General features: G+C 44.9%; 20 protein-coding genes. 12 read left to right on the top strand and 8 right to left on the bottom strand.

Features of this window, described 5'->3' with window-relative positions:
* Positions 1-104 precede the first annotated feature (104 nt).
* The 7 genes from miaB (at position 105) to ACO05P_RS10065 (ending at position 7,409) form a co-directional block, all read left to right on the top strand.
* Entirely contained in the window at positions 105-1,562 is a 1,458-nt protein-coding gene (gene miaB / locus ACO05P_RS10095; protein WP_421750568.1) for a tRNA (N6-isopentenyl adenosine(37)-C2)-methylthiotransferase MiaB, read from the top strand.
* An 8-nt stretch (positions 1,563-1,570) separates the two neighbouring features.
* A complete protein-coding gene (locus ACO05P_RS10090; RefSeq protein WP_421750567.1) occupies positions 1,571-1,975 on the top strand; it encodes a hypothetical protein in 405 nt (134 codons plus the stop codon).
* A complete protein-coding gene (locus ACO05P_RS10085) occupies positions 1,975-3,246 on the top strand; it encodes a sigma-54 interaction domain-containing protein (protein WP_421750566.1) in 1,272 nt (423 codons plus the stop codon). The genes ACO05P_RS10090 and ACO05P_RS10085 overlap by 1 nt, the downstream gene beginning before the upstream one ends.
* 1 nt (position 3,247) lies before the next feature.
* Positions 3,248-3,745 (top strand): LPS assembly lipoprotein LptE, encoded by a 498-nt coding sequence (lptE, locus tag ACO05P_RS10080; RefSeq protein WP_421750564.1) that lies wholly within the window; start codon positions 3,248-3,250, stop codon positions 3,743-3,745.
* Positions 3,746-6,259 carry a hypothetical protein gene (locus tag ACO05P_RS10075; RefSeq protein WP_421750562.1) on the top strand — a complete coding sequence of 838 codons (2,514 nt, stop codon included), beginning with the start codon at positions 3,746-3,748 and terminating at the stop codon, positions 6,257-6,259.
* Positions 6,260-6,265: 6 nt separating this feature from the next.
* On the top strand, positions 6,266-6,628 hold the full coding sequence (secG, locus tag ACO05P_RS10070) for a preprotein translocase subunit SecG (protein WP_421750560.1): 363 nt from the start codon (positions 6,266-6,268) through the stop codon (positions 6,626-6,628).
* A 232-nt stretch (positions 6,629-6,860) separates the two neighbouring features.
* Positions 6,861-7,409, top strand: coding sequence for a hypothetical protein (locus ACO05P_RS10065; RefSeq protein WP_421750558.1), 549 nt, complete (start codon positions 6,861-6,863; stop codon positions 7,407-7,409).
* A 73-nt stretch (positions 7,410-7,482) separates the two neighbouring features.
* Here the strand turns inward: ACO05P_RS10065 and bcp are convergent, their stop codons facing one another.
* Entirely contained in the window at positions 7,483-7,944 is a 462-nt protein-coding gene (bcp, locus tag ACO05P_RS10060; protein ID WP_421750557.1) for a thioredoxin-dependent thiol peroxidase, read from the bottom strand.
* A gap of 212 nt (positions 7,945-8,156) precedes the next feature.
* On the opposite strand from bcp, the gene ACO05P_RS10055 reads away from it, so the two are divergent.
* The 5 genes from ACO05P_RS10055 (at position 8,157) to ACO05P_RS10035 (ending at position 13,867) form a co-directional block, all read left to right on the top strand.
* Complete coding sequence (locus ACO05P_RS10055; protein ID WP_210759911.1) at positions 8,157-8,438, top strand: co-chaperone GroES; 282 nt, start codon at positions 8,157-8,159, stop codon at positions 8,436-8,438.
* A gap of 29 nt (positions 8,439-8,467) precedes the next feature.
* A complete protein-coding gene (gene groL / locus ACO05P_RS10050; RefSeq protein ID WP_421750555.1) occupies positions 8,468-10,111 on the top strand; it encodes a chaperonin GroEL in 1,644 nt (547 codons plus the stop codon).
* Between the two features lie 122 nt (positions 10,112-10,233).
* Positions 10,234-11,172 (top strand): hypothetical protein, encoded by a 939-nt coding sequence (locus tag ACO05P_RS10045; RefSeq protein ID WP_421750553.1) that lies wholly within the window; start codon positions 10,234-10,236, stop codon positions 11,170-11,172.
* A gap of 43 nt (positions 11,173-11,215) precedes the next feature.
* On the top strand, positions 11,216-13,180 hold the full coding sequence (locus tag ACO05P_RS10040; RefSeq protein WP_421750551.1) for a tetratricopeptide repeat protein: 1,965 nt from the start codon (positions 11,216-11,218) through the stop codon (positions 13,178-13,180).
* A gap of 42 nt (positions 13,181-13,222) precedes the next feature.
* Positions 13,223-13,867, top strand: a complete 645-nt coding sequence (locus ACO05P_RS10035; RefSeq protein WP_421750550.1) for a response regulator — start codon at positions 13,223-13,225, stop codon at positions 13,865-13,867.
* A gap of 103 nt (positions 13,868-13,970) precedes the next feature.
* On the opposite strand, the gene ACO05P_RS10030 is transcribed toward ACO05P_RS10035, so the two are convergent.
* The 7 genes from ACO05P_RS10030 to ACO05P_RS10000 all read right to left on the bottom strand — a co-directional run bounded on the left by ACO05P_RS10030 (position 13,971) and on the right by ACO05P_RS10000 (position 22,390).
* A complete protein-coding gene (locus ACO05P_RS10030; RefSeq protein WP_421750548.1) occupies positions 13,971-14,423 on the bottom strand; it encodes a GatB/YqeY domain-containing protein in 453 nt (150 codons plus the stop codon).
* Positions 14,424-14,537: 114 nt separating this feature from the next.
* On the bottom strand, positions 14,538-16,628 hold the full coding sequence (gene ftsZ / locus ACO05P_RS10025; protein ID WP_421750547.1) for a cell division protein FtsZ: 2,091 nt from the start codon (positions 16,626-16,628) through the stop codon (positions 14,538-14,540).
* A 10-nt stretch (positions 16,629-16,638) separates the two neighbouring features.
* A complete protein-coding gene (ftsA, locus tag ACO05P_RS10020; protein ID WP_210759903.1) occupies positions 16,639-18,030 on the bottom strand; it encodes a cell division protein FtsA in 1,392 nt (463 codons plus the stop codon).
* 3 nt (positions 18,031-18,033) lie between these two features.
* The gene (locus ACO05P_RS10015; protein WP_421750545.1) at positions 18,034-18,645 is read right to left on the bottom strand and encodes a cell division protein FtsQ/DivIB; all 612 of its coding nucleotides are present in this window, start codon (positions 18,643-18,645) and stop codon (positions 18,034-18,036) included.
* 107 nt (positions 18,646-18,752) lie between these two features.
* Positions 18,753-20,090, bottom strand: a complete 1,338-nt coding sequence (murC, locus tag ACO05P_RS10010; protein ID WP_421750543.1) for a UDP-N-acetylmuramate--L-alanine ligase — start codon at positions 20,088-20,090, stop codon at positions 18,753-18,755.
* Positions 20,080-21,186: an undecaprenyldiphospho-muramoylpentapeptide beta-N-acetylglucosaminyltransferase gene (murG, locus tag ACO05P_RS10005; protein WP_421750541.1), complete on the bottom strand. Its 1,107-nt coding sequence runs from the start codon at positions 21,184-21,186 to the stop codon at positions 20,080-20,082. Before murG ends, murC begins: the two co-directional genes overlap by 11 nt.
* The gene (locus tag ACO05P_RS10000; protein WP_421750539.1) at positions 21,173-22,390 is read right to left on the bottom strand and encodes an FtsW/RodA/SpoVE family cell cycle protein; all 1,218 of its coding nucleotides are present in this window, start codon (positions 22,388-22,390) and stop codon (positions 21,173-21,175) included. Before ACO05P_RS10000 ends, murG begins: the two co-directional genes overlap by 14 nt.
* Between the last annotated feature and the right edge of the window lie 3 nt (positions 22,391-22,393).

Here is a 22,393-nt window from a genome sequence, read left to right as displayed (position 1 = left end):
CAATGTTTTTCGTTTTTAGGTTTTACCCTTGTTAAGAGGCCCTGATCTTTTGGTCTGTCAAATTGGCAATCGACTTACATTTGTACCTTTGCAGACCTTATAAAATGAAGATGAAAGAGACTGCCACCGAGGCGAAATTGATGGACGAAAATATTCAGGGTACAGCCCTGGAGGGAAACGAAGAACGCGGCGATCGTAAGTTGTACATTGAGAGTTACGGCTGTCAGATGAACTTTTCCGATTCCGAAATTGTGGCTTCCATTCTCGCTAAAGAAGGATTCGGGACCACCCGAAATGTGGAAGAGGCGGATTTGGTTTTGCTTAATACCTGCTCTATTCGCGATAAAGCGGAGCAAACCGTACGTAAGCGTTTAAGTAGTTTCAATAAACTGAAACAGGAGCGCCCTGATATGAAAATTGGCGTACTAGGTTGTATGGCCGAACGCCTAAAGGATAAATTTTTAGACGAAGAAAAATTAGTCGACCTGGTAGTAGGTCCGGATGCCTATCGGGATTTACCCAATCTGATTGAAAAGGTTGACGGTGGGCGAAAAGCGGTGAACGTACTCTTGTCTAAAGAAGAAACCTATGCCGATGTGAGTCCGGTGCGAATCGATTCCAATGGCGTGTCTGCCTTTGTTTCAATTACTCGTGGTTGCGATAATATGTGCACCTTTTGTGTGGTTCCATTTACTCGTGGTCGAGAACGCAGCCGTAATCCTCAAACCATTTTAGCGGAAGTACGCGAATTACAAGCACGTGGCTTTAAAGAAATCACCCTCTTAGGTCAAAACGTAGATAGCTACCTCTGGTATGGTGGAGGTTTGAAAAAGGATTTTGAAAAAGCCTCAGAAACAGCTAAGGCCTCAGCTGTAAATTTTGCTGGTTTATTGGATATGGTAGCCTTGGCGGTGCCTGAAATGCGCATTCGTTTTAGTACCAGTAATCCTCAGGATATGACGGATGAAGTGCTGCACGCCATTGCTCGTCATGATAATATCTGCAATTACATTCACCTTCCCGTGCAATCCGGTAGTAGCCGAATTTTAAAGGAAATGAACCGCGGTCATAACCGAGAAGAATACTTTGCTTTGATTGATCGTTTGCGCAAGATTATTCCGGATTGTGGTATTTCTCATGATATGATTGCTGGCTTCCCGACCGAAACTGAGGAGGATCATAAAGAGACTTTAAGTCTGATGGAATACGTTCGGTACGACTTTGGTTATATGTTCTACTACAGTGAGCGTCCTAACACTTTTGCGGCCCGCAAGATGGAAGACGATGTGGATATGGAAACCAAGAAACGTCGTTTGAATGAGATTATCGCCTTGCAACAGGAGCATTCCTTGCAGCGTAATCAGGAGCATATTGGCAGGGTGGAAGAGATTTTGATTGAAGGCGATTCCAAACGAAGCGATCAAGATTGGAAAGGACGCAATACGCAGAATACCATGGTGGTATTTCCGAAAACAGGAGACCATAAACCAGGGGATTTCGTTAAAGTGAAAATTACCGATTGTACCACGGCTACCCTCTTTGGGGAGATGGTGCAAGACTAAAACCAGGCATGAAAATACAATTGCTAATCCTTGGCCTTTTGTTAAGCGGCTTGGGTCTTAAGGCTCAAGAAAAGGTAAATGGTCGTTGGGTAGATAATAATCTTACCATTTGGATCGAAGAGGATAAAATCCGCAGCGAAGGTGTCCTTTATTATTGTGTGGCTGATACCTCTCGTGAGGTGTGTATCCAGAACCTTTCAACCGGTTTTGAATTAAAGCTATATGATGCCCAGGGAAAATTAATTTACGAAGGCATTGCCAGTGGGCGACGTCGTGGTGTGAAGCTGCCTAAAGCGTATCCACAAGCATATGAAGTTGAAATAATTGCCTTTAAACCCTGGGTTGTTAATCAAAGTACGGCCAGTAGGATTCATCAGGATAAGGCCATCCGCGTAAAATACCGAGTGAAGTAATGAGCTTACAGGAAGTAAAACAGCGATTTGGTATCATTGGCAATAGTCCCGGATTAGAGCGGGCATTAAACAAAGCTTTGCAGGTAGCCAGTACTGATATTTCGGTTTTGGTATCCGGTGAAAGCGGGGTGGGTAAAGAAGCCATTCCCCGGATAATTCATTCGCAAAGCCATCGTAAACACAATAAGTATATCGCCGTAAACTGCGGTGCCATTCCGGAAGGGACCATTGACAGTGAGCTTTTTGGTCATGAGAAAGGAGCCTTTACCGGAGCAACCGGAACGCGAAAAGGCTATTTCGAAGAAGCCGATGGGGGGACCATCTTTTTAGATGAAGTAGGTGAATTACCACTTTCCACCCAAGTGCGATTGCTGCGGGTATTGGAAACCGGTGAATTTATCAAAGTAGGATCTTCCCAAATTCAGAAAACCGATGTACGCATAGTGGCGGCAACCAATGTGGATATGATGGGGGCCGTGCAAAAAGGAAAATTTAGGGAAGACCTTTATTACCGTTTAAATACGGTCGAAATTCACTTGCCGGCACTGCGGGAACGGAAGGATGATATTCATTTGATCTTTCGAAAATTCGCGGCAGACTTTGCGGATAAGTATCATACACCAACCTTGCGTTTAGATGAAGAGGCCGTGGAAGTTTTACGCAATTACCACTGGCCGGGAAATATTCGTCAATTGCGAAACCTGGCAGAGCAGATATCGGTAATTGAAACGGATCGGGCCATTTCGGCGAATACCCTCATGAACTACTTGCCGGATGCCGGAAAGGGTGGTTTACCTGCACTGTATCGCGAGGAGCAAAAACAGACGGCTAGTGATTTTAGCAATGAACGCGAAATTCTCTACCAGGTACTTTTTGATATGCGCAAGGATATTGCGGATTTGAAAAAGTTGACAGCCGAGCTGATGCAGAATAATGAGATCAGTGAGGAATGGAAAAGCGATAATAGCAATTTGATTCGCCGGATTTACCGCGAAGAAAGAGAGCTTCCCGAAGCAAGAAATTCGGTGGAGGAAAATTCCAGCGGCTATTTACCCGTTTACAGCGATAATGATGAGCCCGAGCTGCAAACCGATATTTATGATGCCAGTCATGATATTGTGGAGGATGAGCCGGTAACGCTTCAGGAGAAAGAGTTGGAAATGATCAAACGCGCTTTGGAGCGCAATCATAATAAACGAAAAGATGCTGCGGAGGAATTGGGTATTTCAGAGCGAACCCTCTACCGCAAAATCAAGCAATACAATTTATAAGATGCGGAAAACCCTAGCATTGGTCTTGATCCTGATTTTACAGGCTTGTGGCGGATACAGCTTTACCGGCGGAGATGTTGGTGATGCAAAAACGGTAAGCATCGACTTCTTTCCCAATACGGCTGATTTGGTGAAACCACAGTTGTCGCAAATCTTTACCGAAAAACTGCGAGACATATTTGTTCAGCAAACGCCATTGGAATTAGTACGTCGCAATGGTCATATGCAGTTTACGGGGAATATTGAAAAATATACTATCCAACCTATTAATGCTCAGGCCTCTGATATAGGTTCGGTAGCGCAAAACCGCTTAACGGTAGAGGTGAATGTAATCTTTATCAATACCTTAGAGCCCGACAAAGGATTTGAGGAGCGTTTTAGCCGCTTTGTAGACTTTGATGCCAATCAGGATATCAATGCCATAGAAGCGGAATTGCATGAGCAGGTTTGTCAAGAATTGTCAGAAAATATCCTTAACCGCGCAATTGGAGATTGGTAATTGAGAACCGAAGATTTTCATAAACTACTTGAAGACCCCAAACATGTAGCAGATTATCTGGTGGATGATTTGCGCGATTTGGCCCGGAAGTATCCTTACAGTCAACTGATACAGTTGATGTATGGCCTGCGTTTGCGCACTTCTTCCGAACATCTCTTTAACCAACAATTGGGGAAAACGGCGGTACTTACCAATGACCGCTCCGTTCTTTTTGAGCTATTTGAAAATCGCAATCCCAGCCTCAATAAAGGTATTGAAACAGTAGAGGTAGAATCTGTTAGCAGTCCTCCAGTCTTAGCCGAACTTAGTGAAGCGCCAATCGCCGATACTGAGGTAGTGCAAGAGCAAGAGAAGCCGCTAGAAAGTTCCGCCAAGGAAGAAAAACCGGCGGAAGAACCTATTCAGCCAGAAGAAACTCAGGAAGAAAAAGTTTCCGTTGAGCCCCTTGCCCAAGTAGAGGTGACTCCTATTCCTAAGAAAGAATTGCCGTCGGCCTTACCCGAAAACATGGCGGAGCTAAGTCCCCAGGAAAGGGTAAAAGCGATATTAGAGCGCAACCGTCAGCTACGTGAACAATTTGAGTCGCAAAAATCCGGAGGCGAGGCCAAGCTCTTTGATCAAGATAAAACATCGGCCCCCGAGCCACCAATTAAAGAAGAAGTTAAAGAGGAGCCCATTGCGCCAAAGGCTACAGATGAAGCTGAGCTTGTGGAAAGGGACTCTGAAGCCTTAACGGAAAATGAAACTGAAATTCCGGAAACTTCGGAAGTGGAAAAGCCGTCTGAAGCTCAGGAAGAATTGCAGGAGCCTGTTTCGGAAGTAGAGGAAGATAGTTCTGAGTCATTGGATTCAGGGATTGATACTGTAGATGCGGAGCCAGATGAAGCGCCTGATCCGAGTGCGGCAATAGAGGTGGAAGAGCGTGAGCCTTGGGCTGATTCTCCCATTGATATTGAAGCTTTAATTCGTCGTCGTTTTGCACGTCGATTTGAAAGTATCGAAGAATCCGAGGAGGAAGAAGTCGAATGGGATGAAGAGGAAGATTCCGATTCCCTAAAGACCGTGAGTTCCGAAGAAATACTCGATGAGGAAATAAAAGAAACAGAAGCTGCTCCTGCAATTGAACCGGAAAGTACGGAGGAGGAAGCTGCTGAAAGCAGTATTAGCCGGGAATTAAGTCCAGAGGAAGCGAAGAGCGACCTGGCCTTAGCTTCACGTATTCGCATGATTCGCGATCGTTTGGAGACCTTGCGAAATAGCGATGCCCTTAGTCGAGAGGAGCTTGAAGTGCTCATGGAAGAGCATCGTCAATTAGAAGCCTTGATGGCAGATTTGCCTCTGGATGAAGAGCAACTCTTTGAAGTAGAGATTAAACTCCCCAAGACTGGAGATACCCAAGCCGAGGAAAGTGATAGTACTGAAACCTCCCCTGAGATTAGTGAGGAGCAAACAGACTCCGAGACTGATAAAACGGAAGAAAAGCCAGTAAGCACTGAAGCAGAGTCAGAAACTCCAAGTGAAGCTCCAACTGAGACCAAGTCTGAAGAAGAAAGTCCTGAGCAAGAAATAGATGCCCCAAAAGAGGCTCCTGTAGCTGAAGAAGTGCAAGATCCTGGAGAAGACCTGGATTCGGAGATCCGCAGAATTGAACAATTGGCAGAAAAAATGCGCAGTGGATCCAAGGATGATGATTCAGATTCAATGTCAGAATTGCGTGAACAACGCATGAACGAACTGATTGAGGAAAGGAAGAAGAGTCTCGAAGCCGCTTTGGCTAAGAAGGAAGAAGAAGCTAGTGAGGAATCAGAAGAGCCAGGGGAGGAAACTCAAGAAGTAAGCAAGCAAGTTGAGGAACCTCAGGCTCCAAAACCTGAAATGGAGGAAGAGCCAGCAGAATCGAAAGAGTCGGTTGAAGCTGGTGAAGAATCTAGCTCAGAGACTGGATTAGCAGGAGAGGAAGAGGAAGCTAGGCAGGATTTGCCGGCAGAAGTGGAGGCTGAAACTGGTACCGAAACTAAGGAGTCGGAAGAAAGCAATGTGGAAACAGGTCCTGAAATTGAAACTCCTGCCGAAGCCAGAGGACCAAGCTTTTCACAATGGCTAAAACGAATAGCCAAAGGTGAAATTCACATGGAGCCTGGTCAGCCGATAGCCGAAGAAAAAGAAGAGGCGGCGGGTGAGGACGAAGCAACAGATAAAGAACCTAAGGAAGAGATTTCTAAAAAAATAGACTTGCTGGATTCCTTCGTTGAGAAATTACCGGAACTGAAAAAGCAAAGTCGCGAAGCTGGTCCGGCAAGCCCTAAACCAATAAAGGTAGAAAGACCGGAAGAGAGAGAAGAGGATCAAGGTAGTGGTTTGGTAACCGAGACTTTGGCCAAGGTTTACATCAGGCAAAAACACTATAAAAAGGCAATTCAAGCCTATGAAATTCTGATGTTGAAATATCCCGAAAAAAGTTCTTTCTTTGCCAGCCAAATTTCAGAGATCAAGAAACTGGCTAACAGTAAATAATAAAAGATGACCCTTTTACTTACAACCCTAATCATCGTAACTTGTATTTTACTAATTATCATTGTTTTGGTGCAAAATCCAAAAGGTGGTGGTTTGAGCTCATCCTTCGGTGGTGGCGGTACCCAATTATTCGGTGGTGTTAAGAAAACAACCGACTTTTTAGACCGTGGTACTTGGGCCTTGGCTATTGTACTAGTGGTCCTGGTTATGATTTCCAATATTGCTTTAAGCCCCGGTAATGTGAGTGTAGAGCAACGCGAATCTGCATTAGATGATGTTCAGGTTGATCAAGCTCAAGCTCCGGCTGAGTTTAGCATGCCTGATGGAAATCCTTCAGCTATGCCACAGTCTGTAGATACTGCGGATTAAACTAAGGTATATCCGTCAAAATATTTTAAGCCTTCCCCTGGGAAGGCTTTTTTATGCCCTTAGCTCAAGCTTAATGGCTGCAATTCGTTTTAGAGAAAATGAAACCGCAAATGTTAAAATGGCTGGGTAGGGAGTCTTATTAGTTGAAAACCCTAGTGTTTACAGGCTTTTTTGGATTTCGAGAATTGCCCGAAATAGCTATCTTCACGGGCTTAACATTAATTTAATATCTATGTTTAAATCAAAGCTTTTTGTAGGGCTTTTGGGTACCTTACTACTGGTTTCTGCTTGTAAGAAAGATGACGACAATGACGGTACCAACAATTCTGGGGATTTCCCACAAGAGTTGGTATTGGATGGTACTCGCCATGGATTGGCAAATGGATTTATGGAGTTTTACCCCGACTATGGTGTGAACTCACATAATTTGGATTTATTCCTTCTGAGTGATGGATTGACTCCTCATTATGATGCCGACAATTATCCAGATTCCATCAGTGGAAATGGATATATGGTATACTTTGAAATGTTTAGTGCGGATAGTACTTTCTTAAGTGCCGGAACCTATAGCATGGATACTACTCTAACTTTAAATACTTTCCAGGGTGCCTTTATCGCTCCGGTAAGTAATGGTCAAATCAATGGTTTTCCAGAGCAATTGAAAACGGCAACTGTTGAGGTAGCACGCAATAATAATGTGTATACCATTACCGGATCTGGTAAAGATGCCGATAACAAAGATTTCGAGTTCAGCTATCAAGCTGCGATTACCATTTACTAGGTATTGAAATCAATAGCATAAAAAAACCTGGCTTCTTTGGGAGGCCAGGTTTTGTGTTTTTATAGAGTTGCTTTTAGCTGAAGTCGGCTAAAATTTGTTCGGTAGCTTCTTTGGTTTTTACCTTCAGGTAGATTTTAGCAATCTTTCCTTCTTCGTCAATTACAAAGGTTTCACGGTGAATGCCATCGTATTCGCGGCCCATAAATTTCTTTAAGCCCCAAACACCATAAGCTTGGATTACTTCTTTTTCGGTATCCGGAATTAAGGCAAAGGGGAGCTCATATTTGTTGGCAAATTTCTGATGCTTCTGAGCCGTATCAGCACTTACCCCAATCAATTCAAAGCCCTTATCTTTTAGAGTTTGATAATTGTCTCGGAAATTACAAGCTTCGGCAGTACAGCCTGGAGTATCGTCTTTGGGGTAGAAGTAGAGAACTACCTTTTTGCCTTTGAAATCAGAAAGCTTGATAGCATTGCCATGCTGATCCTCGGCATTAATATCGGGGGCTTTGTCGCCCTCTTTTAGATGTGTCATATTTCATTTTTTCTTTAAAACCCTGGCAAAGGTAGAATGTTGATTCGGGATGGAGAATTTAGCTCCTGTCAGTTGGCCTTTGGGAAACTGACAGAATGGATAGCTTGAATGTCAGTTTGCCATCTTTTTAAGGAGCTTTTTCAGCTGGCATATTTTCTGCCTTAAGGCAGGACAATCAGATTAAAATAAGTTTAACCTAAACAAAGTCTACAATGGCTGATATTAACTTAAAACCTTTGGCAGATCGCGTACTGGTAGAGCCCAGCGCAGCCGAAACTACCACTGCCTCCGGGATTATCATTCCTGATACTGCTCAAGAAAAACCCCAACAAGGTACTGTTGTAGCAGTAGGGGCTGGTAAAGCAGATGAGCCCATGACCGTTAAAGTAGGTGATACCGTATTGTACGGAAAGTACGGTGGTACTGAAATTAAGCATGAAGGGAAAGATTACCTGATCATGCGTGAGTCTGATATTTATGCCGTAATCGGTTAAACCAATTCCAAAAAGAAAATACAATACAGATGGCTAAAGAAATCAAATTTAACCTCGAAGCTCGCGATGGTTTAAAGCGTGGTGTGGATGCGCTGGCCAATGCGGTAAAAGTTACTCTTGGACCTAAGGGACGTAACGTAATCATCGAAAAATCATTCGGTGCTCCTCATGTAACCAAAGACGGTGTTACCGTGGCTAAGGAGATCGAATTAGAAGATAAAGTAGAAAACATCGGTGCTCAAATGGTGAAAGAAGTAGCCAGTAAGACTGCTGATGTAGCCGGTGACGGAACAACTACTGCTACGGTTTTAGCCCAGGCTATTTTTAATCAGGGCTTGAAAAATGTTACTGCTGGTGCAGCGCCAATGGATTTGAAGCGCGGTATTGATAAAGCGGTAGCAGCGGTAATTGAAAACCTTCGTTCTCAAAGTCAGGAAGTAGGCGATAGCGATGCTAAGATTGAGCAGGTTGCGGCTATCTCAGCCAATAACGACTCTGCTATTGGTAAGTTGATCGCTGAAGCCATGGGCAAAGTGAAGAAAGAAGGCGTTATCACTGTTGAAGAAGCCAAAGGAACTGAAACTTATGTGGAGGTTGTAGAAGGTATGCAGTTCGATCGCGGATATCTTTCTCCTTATTTCGTTACCGATAGTGAGAAAATGGTAGCTGATCTGGATAGCCCCTTAATTCTGATCTACGATAAGAAGATCAGCAACATGAAGGAATTGTTGCCTATCCTTGAGCCTGCTGCTCAGTCTGGCCGTCCTTTGTTGATCATCGCTGAAGATGTGGAAAGCGAAGCCCTTGCTACCTTAGTGGTAAACAAAATCCGCGGAAGCTTAAAGATTGCCGCTGTTAAAGCTCCTGGCTTTGGCGACCGTCGTAAAGCTATGCTCGAAGATATCGCCATCCTTACTGGAGGTACTGTGATTTCTGAAGAGCGCGGTTTCAAATTGGAGAATGCCACCATGGATATGTTGGGTTCTGCCGAGAAAGTAAGCATCGATAAGGATAATACTACCATCGTAAACGGAGCCGGAGAAGCTTCGGATATTGCGGGTCGTGTAAACCAAATCAAAGCACAGATCGAAACCACAACTTCTGACTACGACAAAGAGAAATTGCAAGAGCGCTTAGCCAAATTGGCTGGTGGTGTTGCGGTGCTTTATGTAGGTGCTGCTTCTGAGGTAGAGATGAAGGAGAAGAAAGACCGTGTAGATGACGCCTTAGCTGCTACTCGCGCTGCTATCGAAGAAGGTATCGTACCCGGTGGTGGTGTGGCCTTGGTGCGCGCTGCGAAAGCCCTTGAGAATTTGAAAGGAGATAATGAGGACGAAACTACCGGTGTTCGTATTGTACATCGTGCCATTGAAGAGCCATTGCGCATGATTGCTTACAATGCTGGGCAGGAAGCTTCTGTAATCATTAACAAGGTGCAAGAAGGAAAAGACGATTTTGGATACAATGCCAAAACTGAAGCCTTCGGAAATATGTACGAACAGGGAATTATCGATCCTACTAAAGTAACTCGCGTTGCTTTGGAGAACGCTGCTTCTGTAGCTGGTATGTTGCTTATTACCGAGGCTACCATTAGCGAAATTCCAAATGAGAACGATGCTGCCGCCGCTGCTGCCGCTGCCGGAATGGGCGGAGGTATGCCTGGTATGATGTAAGAGGCACATATATTCTCTATATAATAGCTCCCGACTCTTGGCTGAATGCTGAGAGTCGGGATTTTTTTTGCTTCTTTGGGAGGACCTTTTACAATCCTATATTTGTGATAGTAATACACACTATGAAACGAGTACTAGCCCTTATTCTTTTGATCTTTATCATGGCGCCAGAGGTAGACGCCCAGCGCTTTAAGGACCCACGCAGTTATTACCGCGAATTTTACAGTCAGACCCGTAGAATTCAAACCAAAAACCTACGCTATGTAGAAGCGGTGGCCCGCGGTGATGATGCCCGGATTATCAATAAATTCCGCCAAATGGTGGTAGATCAATTAAAGGAGAGTCGTAAGATTTTGGATCGCGTTGGTCCTTATAAAGACGATGATGTTTTGCAAAGAGAGTATATCGCCGGAATTGATATGTACCTCGAAGCTTATGAAAAGGATTTTGGCGCTGCAGAGGAATTGACCAGTACCCGATATAATTCTCTCGAAAACCTGGAAGCCTATTATGCGGCGGCCAATAAAGCGGAGATTAAAGTATTGGATGCAGCTTATAAGATTGAAAAAGCGGAGGATTACTTTGGGAAGACTTATATGGTTGATTTACGTCGGGATACGGTGATGGCGAATAAGCTTTTAAAGCTGGATGAGATCACGGTATCAGCTCGCGAAGTAACCTTGGAATACTTTCGGGTAGACGCCCAATTAAGTAGGCTGTTTAGTGCTATTGATTCGAATAAAACGGATGATTTAGATGTGATAATTACCGATCTGCGTAGAGCTGCCAAAACAGCCATGACAAATTTGGAGGCTTCGGAGCCCCTCGAAGATTACGAAGGACTGCATGAGCAGGCGATTTACTATTTCGAGGAATTGAATAATGCCATAGATTCGGATTTACGTCCCATGGCCGAACAGTTTAAATTTAAGTACAAAGATCAAGATGATCTGGAAGAGGCTCAAGCTACACTAAGAGACTTTAAAGAGTTTCAATCCGAAATGCGGGAAGAGTTTTTCGCTGTACGTAAAGATATGATCCTTGATTATTTAGAAGAATAATTATTATTGGGGATTCCTTAAATTCAGGGCGTTAATCTTGCTTATGAATTTTAAGAGGTCCCCCCTGAAAATACTCTTATGGGTGGGCCTGACCTTTTGGTCGGGCCTTTTTTGTTTTGGTCAGAACTCCATGGATAGCCTGGAAACAGTTTTGGAGCAAAGTCAAGATCCTAAAACCCGCACCGAACTTAGCTTGCTGATTGCCAAGGAGTGGATAATTAAACATCAAGATTCTGCCTTGCCCTATGTGCAAGATGCTCTCCGCCTAAGTAAAGAGCATGAGCTTGAAGAGCTGCAAATTGAGGCAGAAAACTTAATGGGCAATGTGTTACAACGCCAATCCAAAACCGAAGAAGCCTTAGCCCTTTATCAGAAAGCAATTGCCAAGGCCGAGGCTTTAGACTATCAGAAAGGCCTGGCCAAACTTTACAATAATGTGGCCCTCATTCATATTGAACGGGGAGAATTCCCAGAGGCTTTGGAGGGATTTACCAAAGCCACGCGCTGTGAGGAGGTAATTGAAAATCCCGAAGGCAAGGCTCAAGGTCTCAATAATATTGGGGTAGTATTTTACTATCAAGGGGATTACGATAAGGCCCTGGAATATTTTCTCGAATCGGTGAAGGTGCACGAGTCTATGAATAATTTACTCAGTGCTAAGCAGGGGTATAATAATATCGGGGCTATTAATGAAGCCTTGGGGCGACATGAACAGGCCTTGGTATATTACCAAAGAGCACTGCGCATAGCTCGAGATTTGGATGATCGTTCGGAACTAGCCAATGCCCTAAATAATATCGCCAGTGTTTACAGCAATATGGAAAACTGGAGGGCCTCAGAAGATTATTATATGCAGGCTTTGGAAGTGAATCAAGAAGCAAAGGACTATTATTCCCTGGCCCTGGTGAATATCAATTTGGGTGATTTGTATGCTAAATCCGGTGAAGCTCAAAAGTCGGAATCCTACTTTTTAAAGGCCGCGGATATTATTGAAGAAGGACAATTCAAAAATCTAGCTTATAGCCTTTACGAGAAGATGGCGCATTATTATTCTGAGCGCCAAAATTTCGAAAGAGCCTATCATTTCCAAGGCTTGTATGATCGCTATAAAGATTCCGTATATAATGAGGCCAAAGCTAAGGCCATTGCGGAAACCAATGCTTTATACGAAACCGAGAAAAAGGAAAAGGAAGCGGCGGAGGCCAAGGCAGCATTAGCTCAGGAACAGCTTACCGTTCAGCGTCAAACCCAATGGATGATTTTGTTGATAGCCGGGGTGGTGTTGATCATCATGTTTAGTGTCTCAATGATTCGCCAGCAGGCTATTAAACGGCGTCAGGTGGAAACGGAAGCGGCATTACAGGAAGAGCGGGCACGTGCCGAAGGTCGTCGGAAACTGGAAGAGGAACGCAATCGTATTTCCCGCGATTTACATGATCATATCGGCTCTCAACTTACGATAATCAGTTCGCAGATCGATAACCTGGCTTTTAAAGAAGCATCTCAAGAACGTCGTACTTCATTTGAGCAAATCAGTGATCATACCCGCGATACCATGGCCCAATTGCGGGAAACCATTTGGGCCATGAATAATGATGAGATAAATCTGGAGATGCTCAGTGCCAAATTGCAGGATTTCATGAATCGTTCAGCCAGAGAAGGTCGAAGTTTAGTAGTGCAAAATAACTGCAAGTCCGAACTGGTTTTGAGTCCGGAGCGAACCATCAATCTCTTTCGGATCTGCCAGGAGGCCGTTCAAAATGCAGTGAAGTACGCAGAATTCCGGGAATTAAAAATTGTTTTTAACTCCGATGTAGATAGCCTGAAAGTGTGCATCGAGGATGATGGGATTGGGATGGAAATTAAGAGGGGGCAAAGAGGTTATGGTCTGCAAAATATGGAGGCCCGTATGCAGCAAATGAAGGGTGAGTTTAAGTTGGAATCTGAATTAGGCAAGGGAACTCGTATTTATTTAAGGCTGCCTGTTAATACGTCAATTGCCGTATAGGATATCAAAATTTAGCCTCTCATATTTGTTAAAAGTCGAACCATGACCTTAAACATTGCCATTGCTGAAGATAATTACCGCCTGGCCCGCACCTTAATTGAAAAGCTGGAATTGGCAGAGAACCTCCAGGTGAAATGGCATGAGCCCAATGGTAAGGCGCTCTTAGATCATTTGGAGGAAGATCATAATCTGGATGTGATCTTAATGGATATCAATATGCCGGAAATGGATGGTATTCAAGCTACCGAAATAGTGCGCAAGCGCTTCCCTCAGATAAAGGTGATTATGAGTACCGTTTTTGATGAAGAGGATTATATCCTTAAGGCGATTATGGCGGGTGCCAATGGTTATCTTCTAAAGGATGAGCGCCCCTTGAAATTACATCTGGCCATTGAAGAAGTGATGGAGGGCGGTGCACCTATGTCGGCGGCCGTAGCCCATAAAGCTTTGCGCTTGATTCGCTTGGGAGCGGATATGCCTGAAGAAAAGGTGGATTATAATCTCACCAAGAGGGAGACGGAAATTTTGGAGCATCTAGCGGCAGGTCGTAATTATCAGGAAATAGCCGAAAACCTATTTATTAGCCCTTCGACTGTTCGCAAGCATATAGAGAACATCTACCAAAAACTGCAGGTGCATAATAAGGTGGAAGCGGTGCAGCTCGCCTTGCGGAATAGATTGGTTTGAAGATGCCGGTGATTGCTCGGCTAAAAATTCTTGAGATCTGAAATTTCCAGGATAAAAAAATCCCGGCACTAACCGGGATTCGCAATATTTATATGGTCTAAGCTTAATTGGCTAAAAGCTCTTTTACTTTGGCGCTAATACTTTTGCCATCGGCACGACCGGCCAGATCTTTACTGGCACGTCCCATAACTTTACCCATATCTTGAGGACCGGCGGCCCCTACTTCTGCAATTAGCTTCGTGAGGTAGTTTTCTAATTCTTCAGGGCTTAGTGCTTTGGGTAAGAATTCTTCAATTACTTCCAATTGAGCGCGTTCTTCGGAGGCTAAGTCCTCACGGTTTTGCTCTTCGTAAATGGCCAGTGAATCCTTACGTTGCTTTTGCAAACGGGTAAGGATCTTTAATTCTTCCTCTTCGTTTAATTCTGCTCCGGCCCCTTTTTCGGTTTGGGCAAGCATAATAGCTGATTTAATACTACGTAAGCTTTCCAGTCTTACTTTGTCTTTAGCCTTCATGGCCGTCTTAATTTCTTCAGCGATATTTTTAATTAAGCTCATGATCTTTTTTCCTTTCAAACAAAGGTAAAACTTGCCTGGCTCTTTTAGGTCTGGTGCACTAAAAAAGCCCGGTAGAGGGTACCGGGCTTTTTATGAGAACAGGGAACTAGTCTGTTAATCAACGTTGTCGTGTAAAAAGCTGTTATTGCTTTTAAAGTTTGGGCCTTCTTCACCGTCGTTTAGGGTCATGCGTCCGCGTGATTCCTGGCTGGATAAAGAGCGTTGCTCGATATTTATACCATGACGTTTATAGGCAGGCTCATTATCCGTTTCAGTAAGGCTGTGTGGATTGTTCTTAAAGCGGTAGTTAAAGGCTTTCAACTTCGCTCTGCGTTCTTCCGCACGCAAGCGCATACTTTCTTCGATGCTGCTCTCCATGGGGTCAAGGGGGCCCTGACGTTTAGCAGCAGGGGCCTCTTCCTGGCGAGTTTTTACTTCGAAGTGTAAATCTTCATCTTTATCGGCTTCAGCCTTAGCTTGTGGAGCGGGTTTAGGACCAGTTGCCTTAGGGCTGATACCCTGATTTAGCTTAGCCTCTAATTCCTGATAATCTTCCAAGCTAAATACCTTGCGTTCTGCGGGGGCTGGCTTTTGGAAATCAGTTTCCGGCTTTTCTGGCGCTTTGGCTTGAGGAATTTCCTGCTCAGGAGCTTTTTCGTGAATTTCCATGCGGGGAGCTTCTACTTCTTCCTCTTCATCAATATCGATCTGGAAGAAATTAAAGTCAATATCCTCTTCTTGTACTTCAGCCTGAGGGTTGCTTGCCGGTTCTTTTACTTCATTGGTTTCCTCCTCTTCCATTTCGAGGGTATGGCGAAGAACGGGCTCCTCTGCTTCTATTTCTTCTTCGGGTTCCGAATCTTTATCCAATTCAAACATCGGATGGTCTTCAATCACCAATTCTTCCTCTTCCTTTAATTCGAAGCGTGGCAAGCCTTCCTCTTCCTCTTCAGCCGAAGGGCTGTCGTTCTGGTCTTCGATGGGTTGAGCGGTAGGATGCAGAGGTTTGTCGTAATCATCATCCGCGAAAAGCGAGGTCTGACGTTGACGTTCCAACTCCTTTTCTTCGCTTAGAGCCCGGTCTAATTCCTGGTCGAGGCTGTGATCCAAATCTTCCTCATCCATTTTTACCGGAGCATCGTATAAAGAGGTACTAATCGCTTGATCGTCTTCCAAAGGGTGAACAATCTTGGCTGGAGCTTTGCCAATTACCTGCTTTTGCTGATCGGCGTTAAAGCCCGTAGCAATAATCGTAATGCTGATTTCGTCGCCCAGGCTTTCATCCTCACCAATACCCATAATGATGTTAGCGGCACCTCCCGCTTCATTTTGAATGAAGTCGTTTACTTCACCAATTTCATCAATGGTTATTTCATTAGTACCGGAAACGATTAAGAGGAGCACGTTTTTGGCACCACGAATATGGTTGTCGTTCAATAATGGAGAATCCAGGGCCGCGGAAATAGCTTCTTTCGCGCGATTCTCGCCCATAGCAGTGGCTGCACCCATAATGGCGGTTCCGGAATTGGCTAAAACAGTTTTAGCATCCCGAAGGTCAATATTGGTAGTGTAGTGGTGGGTAATTACCTCGGCAATACCTCTGGCGGCGGTGGCCAATACTTCATCGGCCTTGGCGAAACCTGCTTTAAAGCCCAGGTTACCGTATACTTCACGCAGTTTATTATTGTTGATGACCACCAGGGAGTCTACCACTGAGCGCAGGGAGTCGATACCTTTTTCGGCTTGCTCCTGACGCATGCGACCTTCAAAAACAAAGGGGCTGGTTACAATTCCTACGGTTAGGATACCTTGGTCACGGGCCGCCTTGGCAATAACAGGAGCAGCTCCGGTACCGGTACCACCACCCATACCGGCAGTGATAAATACCATTTTGGTATTGGTCTCCAGAACCTTGGTAATTTCATCGAGGCTTTCTTTAGCTGCTTGTTCGCCAACGGTTGGATTGGCACCGGCACCTAAGCCTTCGGTTAAGGTTACCCCTAATTGGATTTTATTGGGAACCGGACTATTTTCTAAGGCCTGAGCATCGGTATTACAAATCACAAAATCTACTCCGTTTATACCGGAGCTAAACATGTGATTTACCGCATTGCTACCACCTCCGCCAACGCCTACAACTTTAATTACAGACGAACGGTTTTTAGGGAGGTCAAAGGGCATCATGTCTTGGTTTGTATTCTCCATTATGAGAGGCTTATAGATCTTCGTTTAAAAAGTTTCGGAACTTATTTGCCCAGTTTTCGAACACATTGGAACGGTAGGGCTTTTTCTTTTCGTTGTTTTCGGGTGCTTCTTCCTGTTCTTCTTCAGGGGCTTCGGCTTCTGGACTCTCTACTTCTTCAGGAGCTACTTCGGCAATCGGTTTTTCGGTAGCCTTAGCTTCTTCATTAGCGGCCCGTTCTACATCGCTGGGATGATCTTTGGGTTTACCTTCCAGTCCTTTAAGGATGAGTCCTACGGCAGTCGCGTATATGGGAGAAGAAAGATCGTCGCTACTAGGGCTGGCTAAATGCTCATTGGGGTAGCCAATACGCGTATCCATACCCGTAACGAATTCTACCAATTGCTTAATATGTTTAAGCTGCGAGCCACCGCCGGTTAATACAATACCAGCTATGAGTTTCTTCTTGTTTTCGTTGTAGCCGTAATTCTTGATTTCCAGGTAAACCTGCTCAATAATCTCAACCACTCGGGCATTGATAATTTTGGAGAGCATTTTCATGGAAATCTCCTTGGGTTCTCTTCCACGAAGGCCAGGAATACTTACGATTTCATTTTCCTTGTTTTCACCGGGCCAGGCCGATCCAAACTTGATTTTCAGGAGCTCAGCTTGCTTTTCAATAATGGTGCAGCCTTCCTTAATGTCTTCGGTTATTACATTGCCCCCAAAGGGAATCACCGCGGTATGTCGAATAATACCATCCTTAAAAATGGCAACATCCGTAGTACCGCCACCAATATCGACCAGCACTACACCGGCCTCTTTTTCTTCCTGCGAAAGCACCGCTTCGGCAGAGGCGAGGGGTTCCAGAGTGATATCGGCAATCTCTAGTTCGCTGGAGCGCACGCAACGACCAATATTTTTAATCGAAGAGATCTGACCTACCACAATATGGAAATTGGCCTCTAAGCGAGAGCCGTACATGCCCTTGGGTTCGCGGATATCAGGTTGTCCGTCGATTTTATATTCCTGAGGAAGCACATGAATGATCTCCTCACCGGGTAGCATTACCAAATTATGCACATTATCGATAAGCTCTTGCAAGTCGCGATCTTCGATAACGGCATCTGGATTTTGGCGATTGATATAATCGCTATGCTGGGTACTACGGATATGTTGACCAGCAATTCCCACTACCACTTCGGAAACATTCAGGCCACTTTGGGCTTCGGCTTCTTCCACAGCTTCTTTAATGGATTCGATGGTTTTAACAATATTGGTCACCACACCGCGCTGCACGCCCAGGGAGCGGGCTTTGCCAATCCCGAGAATTTCGACCTTGCCGAACTCGTTCTTCCGGCCGATCATGGCCACGATCTTGGTGGTCCCGATGTCTAAACCTACTGAAATCTCTTCCGGATTCATGTTTTAGTTTTTGCGGCAAATGAGTTGTCCTTCAAATCGAAGGTCAATCTCTTTAAGCTTATTTAAATATTTCGGAGCGGGGGCTTGGGTATAAAAGACCTTTAGTTTGGCCAATTTTTCCTCCAGCTCTTCGGGCTTTCCTACACGTATTTTAAAGTTTCCTTTTGCAGGAAAAAGCGTCCATTCTTTCTGTTCATTACAATGCAATCCAGTAAAGAATTGCTGGTAAAACTCATCCTGTTTGAGCGACTGCCAAAAGCTGGCAATCAGTGCCAAATCTTCGTCATTCAAGTCACCACTCACCAGAGGAACTTCTTCGGAGAAATAGGGGCTCAAGGGCATTTTTTCTCCAGCATCCAATAGATAAAAAGAACTTCTTCTGTCGATAACTCTTGCTAATGGATCATGCTGCCATAGCATTATCCTTAAGCTACCATCTATCTTCGAATATACTTCCGCTTTCCTGATAGCAGGGTGATTATCAATGCTTTCTTCTAACAAGGCCTTGTTAATTTCTGTCAGTGCTAGCGCGCTGTCCCCTAGTTCTTTTTGAACTTGTTCTTCCATCTCCAGCAGGGATAAAAAAGAACGATCCTGACGGTTTTCAAATTGCAATTTGAAGTCCTTGAGCTCTTGGCTTTCATAGGCATTACTAGCGCTGGAAACTAATAGTATCCAGGTACTTAGTCCTCCGGTCCATATTGCTATTTGATGCCAGAGTTTCATTTTAATAAGGCCAGTTTTAAGGGTCGGATCAATTGATCAATATCTCCGGCCCCGATGGTGAGGATTAATTCGGGTTTTTCCTCGCTAAATCGGCTGAGGATTTCTTGCCGGCCCATCAATGATTTTTTCTCCGATTGTATCAAATCCAATAGAGCTTTGGAGTTAATTCCGGCAATCGGACGTTCGCGGGCAGGGTATAATTCCAATAAAATCACTTCGTCGAAGGCAGAAAGGCTCGCGGCAAAGTCGTTCAGGAAGTCGCGGGTACGCGAGTATAAATGCGGTTGAAAAATGGCGGTGATCTTTCGCTTAGGATAAAGCTCGCGCACTGAATTTTGCAAGGCGGCAATCTCCTTCGGGTGATGGGCATAATCGTCGATATACACTAGATCCTCTTTTTGGATATGGTATTCGAAGCGACGTTTTACCCCTTTAAAGCTTTCGAGTCCGGCTTTGATTTGTTCTTCACTTAAGCCGTATTTCAAGGCCAGGGCAGCGGCGGCAACCGCATTTTCTACATTATGTCGACCGGGCAGGAGCATGCTGATATCACTAATCCGACCTTGTGGGTGGACGAAATCAAAATGATATTGATGTTCTAGTACTTGAACCTGATCGGCATAATAGGAGTTCTGATTACCAAAACCATATTTAAGACCTAAATTCAGGTTGGTACTTTCATTAACCAGCACAAAATCGCTTACGCTCTCGGCAAATTCTCGAAAGGTGTCTTCCAGGCTTTGCGCTTCGCCATAGATATCTAAATGATCAGCATCGGTACTGGTAATTACAGCGGCGGTAGGCTTTAAATTTAAAAAGCTACGGTCGTATTCATCCGCTTCCGCAACCAATAGATCGGTGTCATCATGACCCCAAAAATTGGATTGGTAATTGGTGCTGATACCACCCAAAAAGGCGCTAATCTCTACTTCTGCATGTCGGTACAAGTGACCTAGAATGCTGGAAGTAGTGGTTTTGCCATGGGTGCCGGCAACCGCTAAACAGCGATGCTTTTGAGCAATAAGTCCCAGTACTCGAGCGCGCTTTACAATTTCAAAGCCTTCTTTTTGGAAGAAGTTCAATTCGCTATGGTCCTCCGGAATTGCCGGAGTGTAAATTACCAAAGTGTCTTCCGCTTTAAAGCGTGATGGAATTTGCTTTACATCATCCTCATAGTGGATCTTCATGCCTTCCGCTTCCAGGTCTTCACAGAGCGGGGAGCGATAGCGGTCGTAACCAGCCACTTTACGTCCGGATTGCTGGAAATAGCGAGCCAGGGCGCTCATGCCAATGCCGCCAATGCCAATGAGGTATATATTAGGTCTATCCAACATGGCCAAGCAGGCTTTCAATTTCGTTAACAATGCTGGCGGCTGCATCAGGCAGGGCCAGTTTCTGAATATGGTCTTGCAGCTCTTTCTGCTTTTGAGGGTTTTCCAATAAATCCTGCACTAGGGCAACTAATTCATGTGAATCCCGATTTTCTTTAAATAGCATGGCCGCTGACTTGGAGCTCAGGGCTTCGGCATTCTTAGTTTGATGATCCTCGGCCACATTGGGTGAAGGAATTAGGATGGCGGCTTTGCCTACCACTGCCAGTTCGCTCAAAGTATTGGCACCGGAGCGACTAATCACAATATCGCTGGCCGCATAGGCCTCGCGCATATCACTAATAAAAGCTTGAAGCTTGATGTGATCCGGCAAGTTTTGATGCTTGGCGGCCAGAGAATCATAATAGAGTTTACCACATTGCCAGATGATATTAAGCTCCAGTTTTTGGAGATTCTCCAATTCGGAACTGATCAATTCATTAATGCGGCGGGCACCTAGGCTACCTCCTAAAATTAATAGGGTGGGCCATTTAGGCTTTAGGCCTAATTTCTCTTTTACTTGCGCATCCGCGGGAAGCGCTGTTTGAAGATCCTTACGCAGGGGATTGCCAGTAAGTACTAGCTTATCCTTAGGGAAGAATCTTTCCATTTTATCATAGGCCACGCAAATGCGAGCCACCTTTTTACTGAGCAGCTTATTGGTAATACCCGGAAAGGAGTTCTGCTCCTGAATTAAACAAGGAACACCTTTCGATGCGGCGGCCCATAAAAGTGGACCACTGGCAAAACCTCCGGTACCGATAGCGATATCGGGCTTAAATTTTCGAATCAGCTTGCGGCTTTTGGCCAAGCTGCTTAGTACTTTAAAGGGGAAGCTCAAATTGTCAATTGTCAATTTTCGCTGCAAGCCACTAATCCAAAGTCCTTCGATGGGGTAGCCGGCCTGCGGTACCTTTTCCATCTCCATTTTATTTTGGGCCCCAACAAACTGAAATTCAGCTTGGGGATACCGTTCTTTAATTTCATCGGCAATGGCCAGGGCCGGGAAAATATGACCTCCGGTACCGCCTCCACTAATCATAACTCTAAGCTTGTCCATCGAGAATCGGTTTTAGAGGCTGTTCACTGTCGATTGCATCTTCTGCATCGGAAAAGGCTTCATTTTCTTCACTGTCGTTTTCGGCTTTGCCACGACTTACGCTGAGGATCATTCCCAGGGCCAGGGCGGTCATCCAAACCGAAGTCCCACCCTTGCTGACCAGCGGTAGGGTTTGTCCGGTTACCGGGATAAGATTTACGGCTACACTTAAATTCACCAGGGCCTGTGCTAATATGGTTAAGCCTAAGCCCAGGCTGAGTAAACTACCAAAGCTGGTTGGGGCCTTGGTGGCGATGGTGAGTATCCTAAAGATGAGCCAGATATAGACTATTATAGTTAGACCTCCTCCCAAGGTGCCCATCTCCTCTGTAATTACAGCGAAAATGAAGTCTGAATTGGATTGAGGTAAGAAGTTCTTCATAACAGATTTGCCAAAGCCTTTGCCTACAATTTTCCCTTCGGCGATGGCCATTTTGGCTTTGGTTACCTGATAGTTTTCGGTGCTTTCACCACTGCTAAAGCTTTCGATCCGCGTTTTCCAGGTTTCGAGACGGTTGCTCATATTGGGGAAAGCGAAAACCAGCGTAATAAACAGGGCCAAAGCGGCGATACCGGAACCTGCCAGAATTAAGAGATTTCGGATGGGGTAACCACCAATAAAGAGCAATAGGTAGGTTACGCCAAAAATGAGGGCTGCCGTGCTAAAGTTGGCCGGAAGGATAAAACCCACCACCAGCAGGATGGGTAATATCAAGCCAATAAAATGTTTGCGGAAGCCCTTGAGTTCTTCCTTGGTATGTACGGCTAAATAGCGCGCCACATAGGCTACCAGCACAATGGCGGCTAGAGCAGAAGGCTGAAAGGTTTGTCCGAAAGGCAGTCGAATCCAACGAGCGGCATTGGAAATATTCACCCCGTTTACCAGGGTGTAAATAAGGAGTAGAATCACCGGAATGATGAGCAACTTGGCCAAATTGCCAAAGAGCTTATAATTGACCCGATGCACCAGGGTGGCGATGACGAATCCACTGAAGAGAAAGGCACTGTGTTTTAATAAATCCACAATGGTGCTGCCTCCCTTATTAAAGGCCAGATTGCTACTGGCACTATAAACGGTAAGTGTGCCCACGGCGGCTAAAATGCCACTTAGGATCCAGAGGGTTCGATCTCCTTCTACTCGTATTTCCTTGCCGAATAGAGTCATGGA

This window comes from Croceimicrobium sp. (genome assembly GCF_965228705.1).
Classification (GTDB): domain Bacteria; phylum Bacteroidota; class Bacteroidia; order Flavobacteriales; family Schleiferiaceae; genus Croceimicrobium.
Note: the sequence above shows the minus strand (reverse complement) of the source record. Positions and strands in the feature narration are given on the sequence as shown.